11 protein-coding genes and 2 tRNA genes are annotated in these 13,073 nt (G+C 73.8%); 5 read left to right on the top strand and 8 right to left on the bottom strand.

Annotation, left to right across the window (positions count from 1 at the left end; genetic code table 11):
- Positions 1-10 precede the first annotated feature (10 nt).
- Both DQ238_RS21280 and DQ238_RS21275 read left to right on the top strand, forming a co-directional pair.
- Positions 11-1,420, top strand: coding sequence for a cystathionine beta-synthase (locus DQ238_RS21280; protein ID WP_113783272.1), 1,410 nt, complete (start codon positions 11-13; stop codon positions 1,418-1,420).
- Positions 1,417-2,556 carry a cystathionine gamma-synthase gene (locus DQ238_RS21275; protein WP_113783251.1) on the top strand — a complete coding sequence of 380 codons (1,140 nt, stop codon included), beginning with the start codon at positions 1,417-1,419 and terminating at the stop codon, positions 2,554-2,556. Before DQ238_RS21280 ends, DQ238_RS21275 begins: the two co-directional genes overlap by 4 nt.
- Positions 2,557-2,775: 219 nt before the next feature.
- Here DQ238_RS21275 and DQ238_RS21270 read toward each other — a convergent pair whose 3' ends face one another.
- From DQ238_RS21270 to DQ238_RS21255, 4 genes are all read right to left on the bottom strand, one after another.
- Complete coding sequence (locus DQ238_RS21270) at positions 2,776-3,057, bottom strand: GNAT family N-acetyltransferase (protein ID WP_113783250.1); 282 nt, start codon at positions 3,055-3,057, stop codon at positions 2,776-2,778.
- Between the two features lie 15 nt (positions 3,058-3,072).
- On the bottom strand, positions 3,073-3,264 hold the full coding sequence (locus DQ238_RS21265; protein ID WP_113783249.1) for a ferredoxin: 192 nt from the start codon (positions 3,262-3,264) through the stop codon (positions 3,073-3,075).
- Positions 3,264-4,547 (bottom strand): cytochrome P450, encoded by a 1,284-nt coding sequence (locus DQ238_RS21260; protein WP_113783248.1) that lies wholly within the window; start codon positions 4,545-4,547, stop codon positions 3,264-3,266. The genes DQ238_RS21265 and DQ238_RS21260 overlap by 1 nt, the downstream gene beginning before the upstream one ends.
- 128 nt (positions 4,548-4,675) lie before the next feature.
- Positions 4,676-4,749 (bottom strand) — tRNA-Met (locus tag DQ238_RS21255).
- A gap of 235 nt (positions 4,750-4,984) precedes the next feature.
- On the opposite strand from DQ238_RS21255, the gene DQ238_RS21250 reads away from it, so the two are divergent.
- Positions 4,985-5,203, top strand: a complete 219-nt coding sequence (locus DQ238_RS21250; RefSeq protein WP_113783247.1) for an antitoxin — start codon at positions 4,985-4,987, stop codon at positions 5,201-5,203.
- A gap of 150 nt (positions 5,204-5,353) precedes the next feature.
- Here DQ238_RS21250 and DQ238_RS21245 read toward each other — a convergent pair.
- The 3 genes from DQ238_RS21245 to DQ238_RS21230 form a co-directional block, all read right to left on the bottom strand.
- Positions 5,354-5,430 (bottom strand) — tRNA-Met (locus DQ238_RS21245).
- 107 nt (positions 5,431-5,537) lie between these two features.
- The gene (locus DQ238_RS21240; protein WP_233496168.1) at positions 5,538-8,492 is read right to left on the bottom strand and encodes a UPF0182 family protein; all 2,955 of its coding nucleotides are present in this window, start codon (positions 8,490-8,492) and stop codon (positions 5,538-5,540) included.
- A 310-nt stretch (positions 8,493-8,802) separates the two neighbouring features.
- Positions 8,803-9,825 carry a PDZ domain-containing protein gene (locus tag DQ238_RS21230; RefSeq protein ID WP_233496164.1) on the bottom strand — a complete coding sequence of 341 codons (1,023 nt, stop codon included), beginning with the start codon at positions 9,823-9,825 and terminating at the stop codon, positions 8,803-8,805.
- A gap of 144 nt (positions 9,826-9,969) precedes the next feature.
- Here DQ238_RS21230 and DQ238_RS21225 point away from each other — a divergent pair, with 144 nt between their 5' ends.
- The gene (locus DQ238_RS21225) at positions 9,970-11,331 is read left to right on the top strand and encodes a zinc-dependent metalloprotease (RefSeq protein WP_113783244.1); all 1,362 of its coding nucleotides are present in this window, start codon (positions 9,970-9,972) and stop codon (positions 11,329-11,331) included.
- Between the two features lie 150 nt (positions 11,332-11,481).
- On the opposite strand, the gene DQ238_RS21220 is transcribed toward DQ238_RS21225, so the two are convergent.
- On the bottom strand, positions 11,482-12,015 hold the full coding sequence (locus tag DQ238_RS21220) for a M48 family metallopeptidase (RefSeq protein WP_113783271.1): 534 nt from the start codon (positions 12,013-12,015) through the stop codon (positions 11,482-11,484).
- A gap of 524 nt (positions 12,016-12,539) precedes the next feature.
- On the opposite strand from DQ238_RS21220, the gene DQ238_RS23420 reads away from it, so the two are divergent.
- Positions 12,540-12,692: a DUF5679 domain-containing protein gene (locus tag DQ238_RS23420; RefSeq protein WP_012950213.1), complete on the top strand. Its 153-nt coding sequence runs from the start codon at positions 12,540-12,542 to the stop codon at positions 12,690-12,692.
- Positions 12,693-13,073 lie beyond the last annotated feature (381 nt).

Raw genomic sequence — 13,073 nt, 5'->3', positions numbered from 1 at the left:
GGGCGTGGCCGTGCAGTACGCCGAGTCCGTCGTCGACCTGGTGGGGCGCACCCCGCTGGTGCGGCTGACGTCCGTGACCCGCGACCTCGGGCCCGACGCCCCGCTGGTGCTGGCCAAGGTCGAGTACCTCAACCCGGGCGGCTCGGTGAAGGACCGCATCGCGGTGCGGATGGTCGACGCCGCGGAGGCCAGCGGTGCCCTGCGGCCCGGCGGCACGATCGTGGAGCCCACCAGCGGCAACACCGGCATCGGCCTGGCCCTGGTCGCCCAGCAGCGCGGCTACCGCTGCGTCTTCGTCTGCCCCGACAAGGTCGGCCAGGAGAAGATCAACGTGCTCAGGGCCTACGGCGCCGAGGTGCACGTCTGCCCCACCGCCGTCGACCCGGCCGACCCGCGCTCGTACTACTCGGTCTCCGACCGGTTGGCCCGCGAGCTCCCCGGCGGGTGGAAGCCCGACCAGTACTCGAACCCGGCCAACCCGCGGTCGCACTACGAGACGACCGGCCCGGAGATCTGGGCGCAGACCGAGGGGCGGGTCACCTGCTTCGTCACCGGCGTCGGCACCGGCGGGACGATCAGCGGCACCGGCCGCTACCTCACGGAGGTCTCCGGTGGGCGGGTCCGGGTGGTCGGCGCCGACCCCGAGGGCTCGGTCTACTCCGGTGGAACGGGCCGCCCCTACCTGGTCGAGGGCGTCGGCGAGGACTTCTGGCCCGCCGCCTACGACCGCACGGTCGCCGACGAGATCATCGCCGTCAGCGACGGCGACTCCTTCGCGATGACCCGCCGGCTGGCCCGCGAGGAGGGGCTGCTGGTGGGCGGCTCCTGCGGCATGGCCGTGGTGGCCGCGCTGCGCGCCGCGGCCACGCTGACCAGGGACGACGTCGTCGTCGTCCTGCTCCCGGACGGCGGCCGCGGCTACCTGAACAAGATCTTCAACGACGAGTGGATGGCCGACTACGGCTTCCTCGAGCAGGCCGCCGAGGGCACCGTCGGGGAGCTGCTCGCTGCCAAGACCGGGACCACCCCCGAGCTGGTGCACACCCACCCGAACGAGACCGTCCGCGAGGCGATCGACATCCTCCGCGAGTACGGCGTCAGCCAGTTGCCCGTGGTCCGGGCCGAGCCGCCGGTGACCGCCGGCGAGGTCGTGGGCTCCGTGTCGGAGAAGGCGCTCCTGGACGCCCTGTTCGCCGGCCGGGCGAGCCTGTCCGACCGGGTGGAGCGGCACATGTCCCCGCCGCTGCCGATCATCGGCGCGGGTGAACCGGTCAACGCGGCGGTGGCCGCGCTCGGGACGGCCGACGCGCTGCTGGTGCACGAGGAGGGCAAGCCGGCCGGCGTCGTCACCCGCCAGGACGTGCTCGGGCACCTCGCCGGCATGTCGTCTGCGGGTCTGGCTCCTACGGTCTCGTCATGACCGGCTTCAACACCCGCGCCATCCACGCCGGGCAGGAGCCCGACCCGGCGACCGGGGCGGTCATCGTGCCGCTGCACCTGACGACGACCTACAAGCAGGACGGCGTCGGCGGGCTGCGCGGCGGCTACGAGTACAGCCGCAGCGCCAACCCCACCCGCACCGCGCTGGAGGAGGTCCTGGCCGCGCTCGAGCGGGGCATGCGCGGGCTGGCGTTCGCCTCGGGCCTGGCCGCCGAGGACACGCTGCTGCGCACGGTGTGCGAGCCGGGCAGCCACGTCGTCCTCGGCGGGGACGCCTACGGCGGCACCTTCCGGCTCATCTCGCGGGTGGCCTCCCGCTGGGGCGTCGAGCACACCCCGGCCGACCTGAACGACGTCGACGCCCTGCGTGCGGCGATCCGCCCGAGCACGCGGGTGGTCTGGTGCGAGACGCCGACCAACCCGCTGCTCAACGTCGCCGACATCGCCCTGCTCGCCGAGGTCGCGCACGGCGCCGGGGCGCTGCTCGTCGTCGACAACACCTTCGCCTCTCCCTACCTGCAGCAGCCGCTGACCCTCGGCGCCGACGTCGTCGTCCACTCGACGACCAAGTACCTCGGCGGGCACTCCGACGTCGTCGGCGGCGCGCTCGTGGTCGGCGACGACGCCGACCTGGCCGAGCGGCTGGCCTTCTCCCAGAACGCGATGGGCGCGGTCGCCGGCCCGTTCGACTCCTGGTTGGTGCTGCGCGGCATCAAGACCCTCGGCGTGCGCATGGACCGGCACCAGGTCAACGCCGCCCGGGTCGCCGAGTTCCTGCTCACTCACCCGGCGGTCGCGTCGGTGCGCTACCCCGGCCTGCCCGACCACCCGGGGCACGACATCGCGGCCAAGCAGATGTCCGGGTCCGGCGGGATGCTGTCGTTCCGCCTGGCCGGCGGGGAGGAGGCCGCGCTGCGGGCCTGCGAGCGGACGCGGGTGTTCACGCTCGCGGAGTCCCTGGGCGGCGTGGAGTCGCTGATCGAGCACCCGGCACGGATGACCCACGCCAGCGCTGCCGGCTCGCCGCTGGAGGTGCCGGCCGACCTGGTGCGGCTGTCCGTCGGCATCGAGGACGTCGAGGACCTGCTGGCCGACCTGGACCAGGCGCTGAGCTGACGCGCCGGGCCTCCCTCGGCGTCCTCCAGCGTGGCCCCCGCGCCGGGCCACTGCCGGGTCTGCTCGTGCTCTGCGGGCGGGATCGCGCCCACAGAGCACGAGGAGCGCCCGCAGAGCGCGGCCGTACTCGCCCGCGTCGCGGGGAGGACGTCCTCGGAGCGGCACGCCGTCCGCCGGCGACACGTACGGCAGCGAGGTCCGCCGGGCCGCCGACTCCGGTCAGCTCGCGACCAGGTCGGCGTAGTCGGGGTGCCGCTCGATCCAGCCGCGGATGAACGAGCAGCGGGGCACCGCCCGCAGCCCGCGGGCACGGACGTCGTCCAGCGCACCGCGGGCCAGGGTGCCGCCCACGCCGCTGCCCTCCGCGCCGGGGTCGACCTCGGTGTGGGTGAAGACCACGCGGTCGCCGTCGCGCCGGTAGGCGGCCAGGCCGAGCACCCGGTCGCCGTCGCGCACCTCGTAGCGGTCGGATTCCGGGACGTCCCGGACGGTGAGCTCCACTCGCCCGCCACCTCCTCAGTCGGTCAGGGACAGCGCCCCGGTCGGGCACTGGTCGACGGTGTCGCGGACGACGTCCTCCTCGGCCCGCCCGGGTTCCGGCCGAAGCACCCGGACGACGCCGTCGTCGCCGACGCAGAACAACTCCGGCGCCAGCGCCTCGCAGGCTGCCGAGCCGACGCAGCGCTCCCGGTCCGCCGCGATCCGCATCAGCCGGCCCCGGTCAGCCGCGCCGGCAGCCGCTTGAGGCCGTTGACGAACGAGGACCGCAGCCGGTCGGGCTCGCCGGTCACCTGCAGGTCGGGCAGCTGGTCGAACAGCGCGCGGAAGGTGACTGCGAGCTCCCGGCGGGCCAGGTGCGCGCCGAGGCAGAAGTGCGGCCCCTTCGAGCCGAAGCCGACGTGCGGGTTCGGCTCGCGGGCCAGGTCGAGGTCCTCCGGGTCGCGGAACACCGCGGGATCGCGGTTGGCCGCGGCGTAGAAGAGCAGGAACTTGTCGCCGGCCGCGAAGCGGTGGCCGCCGACCTCGCCGTCCCGGGTGGCCGTGCGCCGCATCCAGGTCACCGGGCTCACCCAGCGCACGATCTCCTCGACGGCGGTGCGGTCCAGCCCCGGGTCGGCTCTCCACCGCGCCCGCTGGTCGGGGTGCTCGTGCAGGGTGAGCACGCCCTGGGAGATGGCGGTGCGGGTGGTCTCGTTGCCGGCGACCAGCAGCAGGATGAAGAACGAGGCGATCTCCTGGTGGGTGAGCCGCTCGCCGTCCACCTCGGTGGCCACCAGCGCGGTGGTGAGGTCGTCGCGGGGGCGCTCCAGCCGCTCGGCGGCCAGGCGCTCCATGAGCCCGGCCAGCTCCACGCCGGCGGTCAGGAAGGCGGAGACCGGGTCGTCGGCGTCCTCGACGAGGTCGGGGTCCCCGCCGGAGAGGATGACGTTGGACTGCTCGAGCACCGCCGCCCGGGACTCCTCGGGGACGCCCATCATGTCGCAGATGACCCGCAGCGGGATGGGGGCGGCGATGTCGGCGACGACGTCGATCGCGCCGTCTCGCTCCTGCGCCGTCCGCCGTGCCCGGGCCAGCACGTCGTCGACGACCGCGTGGACCGAGTCCAGCGTCTGCTCGAGCATCCGCGGGCTGAACGTCTTGGACACGATCCGGCGGATCTTGGCGTGCCGGGGGTCGTCCATGCTGATCAGCGAGCCGTAGAACTCGTGGAGGTCGGCCGGCATGTCCGCGATGGACACCGCGCCCCGGCCAGAGCAGAAGACCGGCGGCTGCGAGCTGATCGCCTCGACGTCGGCGTAGCGGGTGACGGCCCAGTAGCCGGGCCCGACGGGGATCATGGGCATGACCGGCTCGTCGAAGAAGGCGAACGGCCGCTCGCGGCGCAGCGCCGCGAAGGTCGCGTACTTGCGCTCGGGCGGGCCGGCCCACCAGTCCCGGTCGGAGAGGTCGACCGCGTCCAGGTCGACGGGCGGGGTGGCCTCGACGGTCACGGCGTCCTCCCCCTGCGAGACGGTCGGTGACGACCGGAACGCTAGAGAGGACCGGGGTGGGACACAACACACCCGCCCGGGACGACGGAGGGCCCGGTCACCGTGGTGACCGGGCCCTCCGGACGCAGTAGCGGGGACAGGATTCGAACCTGTGACCTCTGGGTTATGAGCCCAGCGAGCTACCGAGCTGCTCCACCCCGCGTCGCACCTCCACCGTACACGCCACCGCCCATCCCCTGCCGGCGGGGAGGTGCTCGCCGGTGCCGTCCCCCCGGTGCACCGTGTCGCTCCCGACCGGCGAGGGACGAACCGCCGGCCAGTCCCGGTCCCTCGGCGTCGGGATGCGAGCCGCGCCGGGTGGAGCGCAGTCGAGGAGTCGGCGCGGGACCGGCTGGGTAGGCCCCGGCCGTACCGCACCGAACCGGGAGGAGCGTGGCATGGACCTCGGAGGCCTCGGCGACAAGGCCGAGCAGGCCCTCGACAGCGAGCAGGGCGAGCAGCGCAGCGACCAGGCGCTGGACAAGGCCGAGCAGCTCGTCGACGAGCGGACCGGCGGCAAGTACGACCAGCAGACCGACAAGGCGCGCGACCTGGCCGACCAGCGCATCGGCCAGCAGGACGCCGGCCAGCAGGACGCCGGCCAACCGGGCGCCTGACGCGAGCGGTCGCCGCGGGACGGCGGGCCGGGGGACCCCGGCCTCCTCCGCGGGACGGCGGCGGTGTGCCCCGACCAGGACAGCCCGAGGCACACCGCGGCCGACATGACGAGGACCCCGGCCCTCCTAAGGAGGGCCGGGGTCCTGTCGTGGTAGCGGGGGCAGGATTCGAACCTGCGACCTCTGGGTTATGAGCCCAGCGAGCTACCGAGCTGCTCCACCCCGCGTCGGTGGCACCACTCTACCCCGCCGTCGCCGGGTCGCGCACCCCGCCCCGGCGTGGTCCCGGCCACGGGCCGGGACGGGACCGGTGTCCCGTCCCTTGCCGCCGGGCTCAGCCACCCGGCGTCGGGGGCGCCGACGCGGCGCCGCCGACGGCCTGGTAGGCCTGCACGGCCCGCTGCAGGTCGGCCAGGGCCTGCCCCTGCGCGGCGAAGTCGCCGTTGCGCTGCGCGTCGGCCAGCGCCTGCAGCGCGGCGTTCATGTCCGCGACCGCCTGGTCCCGCGCCGGGGTGTTCGTCGTCCCGCCGTCCGCCGGCGGAGCCGGGGTCGGCGCGGGCGAGGGGGACGGCGAGGGCGTGGTCGGCGTGGTCGGCGTCGTCCCCACCTCGCCGCTGTCGGTCGCCGACTCTCCCGCCCCGGCGCCGAACACCTGGTCGAGCGCCTGGGCCAGGGTGTCGGCGTAACCGACCCGGTCGCCGTAGTTGACCAGCACCTTCTGCAGCAGCGGGAACGAGTTCTCCCCGGTGCCCTGCACGTACAGCGGCTCGACGTAGAGCAGCCCGTCGGTGCCGATGGGCAGGGTCAGCAGGTTGCCGAACACCGCTCGGGACTCGGCGCTGTTGAACAGCGTGAGGTCGGGCCGCACCTGGTTGTTCGTGATGAACGACTGCTGCACCTGCTGCGGGCCGCGGAAGGGCGTGTTGCCCGGCAGCCGCAGCACCTGGATCTCCCCGTAGGTCCTCGGGTCGCTGGAGGCGGAGATGAACGAGGAGAGGTTCTCCCGGCGGAAGGCGTTCAGCGCGCTGGTCAGCTGGAAGCTCGCCGTCGGGTCGCCGGGCCGCTGGGCCAGGATGTAGTACGGCGGCTGCGGCTCCTGGGTGTCCCGGGTCGGGTCGGCGGGCACCTGCCAGCGGTCGCTCTGGTTGTAGAAGTCCCGCGGGTCGCTGACGTGGTAGCGGGTCAGGATGTCCCGCTGCACCTTGAACAGGTCCTCCGGGTACCGGATGTGGCCGACCAGCTCCTGGGACATCGCGCTGCGCGGCTTGACCACGCCGGGGAACGCCTTCATGTAGGTCTTGAGGACCGGGTCGTTCTCGTCCCAGGCGTAGAGGGTCACCGTGCCGTCGTAGGCGTCGACGGTCGCCTTCACCGAGTTGCGGATGTAGTTGAACTGCTCGTTGGGCAGCGCCGTCGTCCCGGTGCCGGTGAGCGCGTCGGACGCGGCCGTGCCCAGCTCCATCGACTCGGAGTACGGGTAGGAGTCGGCGGTCGTGTAGCCGTCGAGGACCCAGGTCACCCGGCCGTTGACCACCGCCGGGTACGGGTCGCCGTCGACCTCGAGGAAGGGGGCGGCCTTCTCCACGCGGTCGCGCGGGTTGCGCACGTAGAGCACCTTGGAGGCGTCGTTGACCGCGCTGGAGAGCAGGAAGTTGCGCTCCCGGTAGTAGATGGCGAACGTCAGCTGCCGGAAGAAGCTGCCGATCGCGACGCCACCCGTGCCGTCGTAGGTGTTGTTGATCTGACCCTGGTCCGAGCCGTCCTCGGGCCGGTCGAACTCCCGCGGGGTCGCTCCCTGCGGAGCACCGACGACGGAGTAGTCGTTGATCAGCTCCCCGTAGTAGATCCGCGACTGGTCGACCGGGATGTTGCCCACGGTGGGCAGGTCGCGGGTGGTGAAGTTCGGCTCGCCGCCCTCCTGGCCGGCGACCACCTCGTTGGCCGGCGCGGCCACGAACCCGTTGCCGTGGGTGTAGACGGTGTGCCGGTTGATCCAGGTGTCCTGGTTCTCCGACAGCGCGTCGCTGTTGAGCTCGCGGACGGCGACGACGTAGTCCCGCGTCTGCCCGTCGGTGGTGTACCGGTCGATGTCGAGCTTCTCGGGGAAGCCGTACACGTTGCGGATCTGCTGGCGCGCGGTGAACGTGGGCGAGAGCACGTTCGGGTCCAGCAGGCGCGCGTTGGGGATCGTCTCGGTGTCGTTGCGCAGCTCGGCCAGCGCCACCTGGGTGTCCACCTGGTCGCCGGAGCTCTGCTGGGCGTAGTCGACGTACTGGACGTCGGAGAGCCCGTAGGCGTCGCGCGTCGAGGTGATCGCCCGCGCGATGTAGTCGGCCTCGCGCTCGTTGGCGCTGGGGCGGACGACGAACTGCTGCACGATCGCCGGATAGGCCACCCCGATGACCAGGCTGGACAGCAGCAGCAGCACCAGCGCGGCCGCCGGCAGCCGGAAGTTGCGGACGACGACGTTGGCCAGGAACGCCACCGCGCACACCGCGGCGGCGAACACCAGGATCGTCTTGGCCGGCAGCAGCGCGTTGACGTCGGTGTAGCTCGCGCCGGTGAACAGCTCACCGCGGTCGGAGTAGACCAGCCCGTAGCGGTCGAGCCAGTAGGCCACCGCCTTGAGCGCGACGAACAGGCCGAGCAGCACCGACAACTGGACCATCGCCGCGCCGGTCAGCTTCTGCCCCGGCGTCTGCAGCCGCAGCCCGCCGAACACGTAGTGGGTCAGCAGCGAGCCGATCAGCGCCAGCAGCACGATCGCGAAGCCGAAGCCCAGCAGCAGCCGGTAGAAGGGGTAGTCGAAGACGAAGAAGGAGAGGTCGAGCCCGAACTGCGGGTCGGGCCGGCCGAAGTCGGTGGAGTTGCGGAAGGTCAGCCACGTCTCCCAGTTCCCCTGGGCGGTGAAGCCGGCGAACAGACCCAGCACCACCGCGACCACGGTGAGCACCAGGGTGCGGCGCGGCTCGAGGGACTGCCGGTAGCGCTCGAGGTTCTGCTGCTCGAGCGACATCGGCCGGAACGTGGGGCGGAACCGGTAGGCGAGGTGGACGGCCAGGGCGGTGAGGCCGCCGGTGGCCACCCCGGCGACGGCGAACAGCAGCGCCCGCGCCTGCAGCTCGGTCCAGAAGACCTCGGTGTAGTGCGTCTCGTCGAACCACAGGTAGTCGACGTAGACGTTGGTCAGGGTCCCGATGGCCGTGAACAGCACCAGCAGCACGGCGATGGCCCCGATGACCACCTTGGCGCGCCGCGACAGCGTGGGCACGGACACGGGGGGCCGCATGGCCACGAGCGGTCTCCTTCAGTTGCGGTCGTGGCGCTGCGCCACGGACGTCCCCGGCCGCGGGCGACCGGGCGGACCCGGCACGGGCCTCCCGACACCGGTCCGGTCGCCCAGACCAACGCTCGGGACCGCGCCGGGTTCCCCGGTCGCCCGCTCCGCCGCAAGCTTCCCCCACCGCGTCCGCGCCGTGCGTCGGGGGCGACCGTCAACAGGGCCGCCGTCAGCAGGGCCACCGTCAGCAGGGCCGCCGTCAGCAGGGCCGCCGTCAGCAGGGCCGCCGTCAGCAGGGCCGCCGTCAGCAGGGCCGCCGTCAGCAGGGCCGCGGCGTCCGCCCGGCGCGGAGGTCGGCCAGCGCGGTCAGCGCGTCGTCCAGGGTGGCCACGCGGGCCGTGGCGAGCCGGGGCTGCGGCGCGGCCAGGGCGTCGGCGCAGTTGTCGGCCGGCACGAGGAACAGCTCGGCGCCGATGTCGGCGGCGGCGACCATCTTCAGCTGGATGCCGCCGATCGGGCCGACCGTCCCGTCGGCGCCGATCGTGCCGGTGCCGGCCACCGTGGCCCCGCCGGTCAGGTCGGTGTCGCCGACCAGGTCGAGGATGCCGAGGGTCAGCATGAGCCCGGCCGACGGGCCGCCGACGTCCTCGACCCGGATGTCGACGTCGAAGGGCGCCGAGGGCTGCTCGAGGACGGACACGCCCAGCAGCGAGCCCGCGCGCCCCTCCGCGGGCCGGGTGGTGACCGTGGCGGTGCCGGGCTGCCCCAGCCGGGTGTACCCGACGGTGATCGTGGACCCCCCGGGGATCGAGGTCAGGACGCCGTCCAGAGCCTGCCTGTCGGGCGTGGGCCGGCCGTCGACGCTGTCGATGGCGTCGCCCTCCTGGAGCTGCCCCGCGGACGGCGAGTCCTCCGCCAGCCCCCGCACCACCACCTTCACCGGGTAGCCGAGCTCGCCCAGGGCCGCGACCTCGGCGTTCTCCTCGGAGGTGAGGAAGGCCTGCCGGTTGGCCTCGCGGGTCTGCTGCTCGGTCCTGTCCGGCGGGTAGACCGACTCCTCCGGGACGACGCTCACCTCGCTGTCGAACCAGCCCTGCACGGCCTCGACCAGGCTCAACCCGGCCCGGCTGACGCCGACCGTGGTCAGGGTCAGCTCCCCGTCGACGTCGTTGCGCGCCCGGCCCTCGACGCTGATGATCGGCTGGCCGTCGATGTCGCCGAGCGTGTTGAAGGTCGGGCCCGGCACCTGCGCCACGTAGGGCACCGGCACCGCGGCGCCGAGCAGGCCGAAGACCACCAGCAGCACGACACCGACGCCGAGGACACTCATCCGACGGGTCACGACGGAAGAGCGTATGTCGACCTGCGGACGCGCCCAGCCGGCCCGTGTGACCCGCCCGGACGCAGCCGCCGCCTCGGCGGTCCGGTGTTCCGCTGCCGGCGGACGACGGCGTCCACCGGGAGATCACGCGTCTACCGTGGGGGCATGAGCGATCTCCCGTTCGGCTTCGGCCTCCCCGATCGCGACCCCGAGCGTCGTGACCAGCCGGGGTCCGGTCCCGGCAACGACCCGTTCGGGCTGGGCGCCCTCTTCGGCGGCGGCGCCGGCGGGGGCACGCCGGAGGAACTGCTCGCCAAGATGCCCCTGTTCGCCGAGCTGCAGAAGCTCATGAGCTGGTCCGGCGGGCCGGTGAACTGGGACCTCGCCCGGCAGGGCGCCATCAGTTCGCTGGCCGCCGGGTCCCAGCCGACGTCCGACGCCGAACGCGCCGCCGTCGCCGACGCCCTGCGCCTGGCCGACCTGTGGCTGGACCCGGTCACCGAGCTGCCGTCGGGGGTCGACCGGCCGCTGGCCTGGTCACGGGTGGAGTGGGTGGAGCAGACCCTGCCCGCCTGGAGCGCCCTCGTCGACCCGCTCGCCGAGCGGGTGGTCGGCGCGATGACCAGCGCGCTGCCCGCCGAGGCGGCCGCCATGGCCGGTCCGCTGGCCGGGATCATGGGCCGGATGGGGGGGCTGATGTTCGGCGCCCAGGTCGGCCAGGCCCTCGGCCGGCTGTCCGGGGAGGTGCTCACCAGCGGCGAGATCGGCATCCCGCTCGCCCCGGCGGGCGCCGGTGTCCTGCTGCCGCAGAACGTGGCGGAGTTCGCCGCCGGGCTCGACCGCCCGGCCGACGAGGTGCGGCTGTTCCTCGCGCTGCGCGAGGCCGCCACGCAGCGGCTGTTCACCCACGTGCCGTGGCTGCGCCAGCAGCTGCACGACGCCGTCCACGCCTACGCCCGGGGCATCCACGTCGACCGCGAGGCGATCGAGCGCGGCCTCACCGAGGCCATGGGGTCGATGGGCGGCATCGACCCCACCGACCCGGAGGGCATCCAGGCCCTGCTCGGCAGCGGGCTGCTCGAGCCGGAGGAGACCCCCGAGCAACAGGCGGCGCTGCGGCGGCTGGAGACGCTGCTGGCCCTGGTCGAGGGCTGGGTGGACCACGTCGTGGCCGCGGCGGCGACCGACCGGCTACCTGGGCACGGAGCCCTGGCCGAGACGATGCGCCGTCGCCGCGCCTCCGGCGGACCGGCCGAGCAGACCTTCGCCACGCTGGTGGGGCTGGAGCTGCGGCCCCGTCGGCTGCGCGACGCCGCCACCCTGTGGGGCGCCATGGCCCAGCGCCACGGCGCCGCCGAGCGGGACCGGCTCTGGTCCCACCCCGACCTGCTGCCCACCTCCGAGGACCTCGACGAGCCGCTGGACTTCGTGGCCCGCCAGGGGACCGACGACGAGCTGCGGGCGCTCACCGGCGACGGGGAGCCGGGCTCCGAGGAGGAGGAGAAGAAGGACGACGAACAGAGCTGAGCCCCTCGTCGGTGTGGACCGGTCGCGGGGGCCCGCAGGGTCTCCCGACCGTGGCCCCGTCCCGGGCCCCGGCCTGAGCTCGCGAAGGCTGGGTAGGACGGGGTCCTTCAGGGCACCTGGCGCGGTGTCGCCGGTAGGCCGACGGAGCACTCAGTCGACCAGGTCGTCCTCGGCGGGGGCGGCCGACGGCCGGGCACCGTCGGTGGAGGCCAGCTCGACCCCCTCGAGGAAGCCGCGGGCCCGTTCCGCGCGCGGATAGCGGGCCACCAGCGCCCAGAAGCGCGCGTCGTGGCCGGGCTCGACGAGGTGGGCCAGCTCGTGCACCAGGACGTAGTCGACGACGTACTCGGGCATCGCGCGCAGTCGGCTCGACAGTCGGATGGTGCGGTCGACCGGGGTGCACGACCCCCAGCGGCGCTGCTGGTTGTCCACCCACCGCACGCTCACCGGCTGCGGCACGCCGTCGAGGTGCGCCTCGGACAGCGCCCGCGCCCGCGCCATCAGCTCGTCGTCCCCACCGAGCGAGCGGCGGCGTCGCTCCTCGCGGGTCTGCAGCTTGGCCACCATCTGCGCCACCCAGCGACGCTCCTCGGCCGGGCTGAACGCCGCCGGGATGAGCACGACCGTGCGTCCGGACTCGCGGTAGGCCGTCACCGTCCGGCGCCGGCGGCTGCTGCGCCGCACCTCCACACCGTCCGGCAGCGCGGAGCCCGTGCCACCCCGCTGCGACCGGTCGGTGGGGACGGCGCGGATCGTGCGCCGTCCTTCCCGCGAGGGGAGAGCCGGCACGGGCCTGCGCGAGGTGTCAGGAGTGGATCCGGGCACGCAGGCACCGTAGTTGCCGGGGTGTCGGCTCGGCGCCCGCACCCGCACCCGCCCGGGTGCATGTCGCACGGACGGTGGACACCGCCCGCCCGGTCCGGGGAGAGGCCGGCGCGACTGCCGTCCACAGGGAGGTCCCAGCGTCCGCCCAGGTGAGAACGGGAAACCGGGACGCCGGCGGGCGGTGCGGCGGGCCGTCGTCCCCGGGTCGTGCACAGGGAGACACCGCGACGTCCCCACCCCGTCCACAGGAGTGTCCACAGGCTGTGGGCGGGACCGGTCCCGGCGACCGCGTCGTCTGCCAGCGGACCGCCGCAGCCCGGGTAGCGTTCCGGGGGACGGCGCCCGGCACGGGACGCCGAGCCGACGCACGACGAGGAGGCACCGTGGCAGAGAGCTACAACGGCTACTGCGTGAAGTGCAAGGAGAAGCGCGACTTCGATGGCGAGGTCAAGGTCAGCGAGTCCGGCCGTCGCATGGCGCAGGGCACCTGCCCCGTCTGCGGCACCAAGATGAACCGGATCCTCGGCAAGGCCTGAGAGAGGACCCCCTCCTCCCCACCCCTCGCATGCTCGGGGCGGTGCCCGGGAGGGGCCGAACGCCGCGGACGGCGGCGCCCGCACCGCGGGCGCCGCCGTCCGCCGTCTCCGGGGGTCGTGGACGGCCCGGGCGCCTGTGGACGGGCGGAGCGGACCGGCGCGCCGCGCTGTCACCCTGTCTGGGTGAGCGAGCTCGCGAGCGAACCGATGGACACGGCTGCCCAGGGCACACGGCCGACGAGCGCCGGCGAGGAGGCCGCGTGAGAAGCCCTGTGTCAAGCCGCCTGCCGTTGATCTTGGTTGAGGATGCGTTGCAGGGCGTTGTGTCGGGCGGGGTCGTAGGCTTCGCCGGCTTGCCAGCAGTGCCAGATCACGTAGAGC

It is taken from the genome of Geodermatophilus sp. TF02-6, assembly GCF_003319115.1.
GTDB lineage: Bacteria > Actinomycetota > Actinomycetes > Mycobacteriales > Geodermatophilaceae > Geodermatophilus.
Note: the sequence above shows the minus strand (reverse complement) of the source record. Positions and strands in the feature narration are given on the sequence as shown.

Coding starts and splice junctions, on each gene's coding strand:
- DQ238_RS21275 (WP_113783251.1), top strand. CDS start 1,417: ATGACCGGCTTCAACACCCGCGCCATCCACGCCGGGCAGGAGCCCGAC.
- DQ238_RS21265 (WP_113783249.1), bottom strand. CDS start 3,264: ATGCGGATCGCGGCGGACCGGGAGCGCTGCGTCGGCTCGGCAGCCTGC.
- DQ238_RS21250 (WP_113783247.1), top strand. CDS start 4,985: ATGGACCTCGGAGGCCTCGGCGACAAGGCCGAGCAGGCCCTCGACAGC.
- DQ238_RS21240 (WP_233496168.1), bottom strand. CDS start 8,492: ATGCGGCCCCCCGTGTCCGTGCCCACGCTGTCGCGGCGCGCCAAGGTG.
- DQ238_RS21225 (WP_113783244.1), top strand. CDS start 9,970: ATGAGCGATCTCCCGTTCGGCTTCGGCCTCCCCGATCGCGACCCCGAG.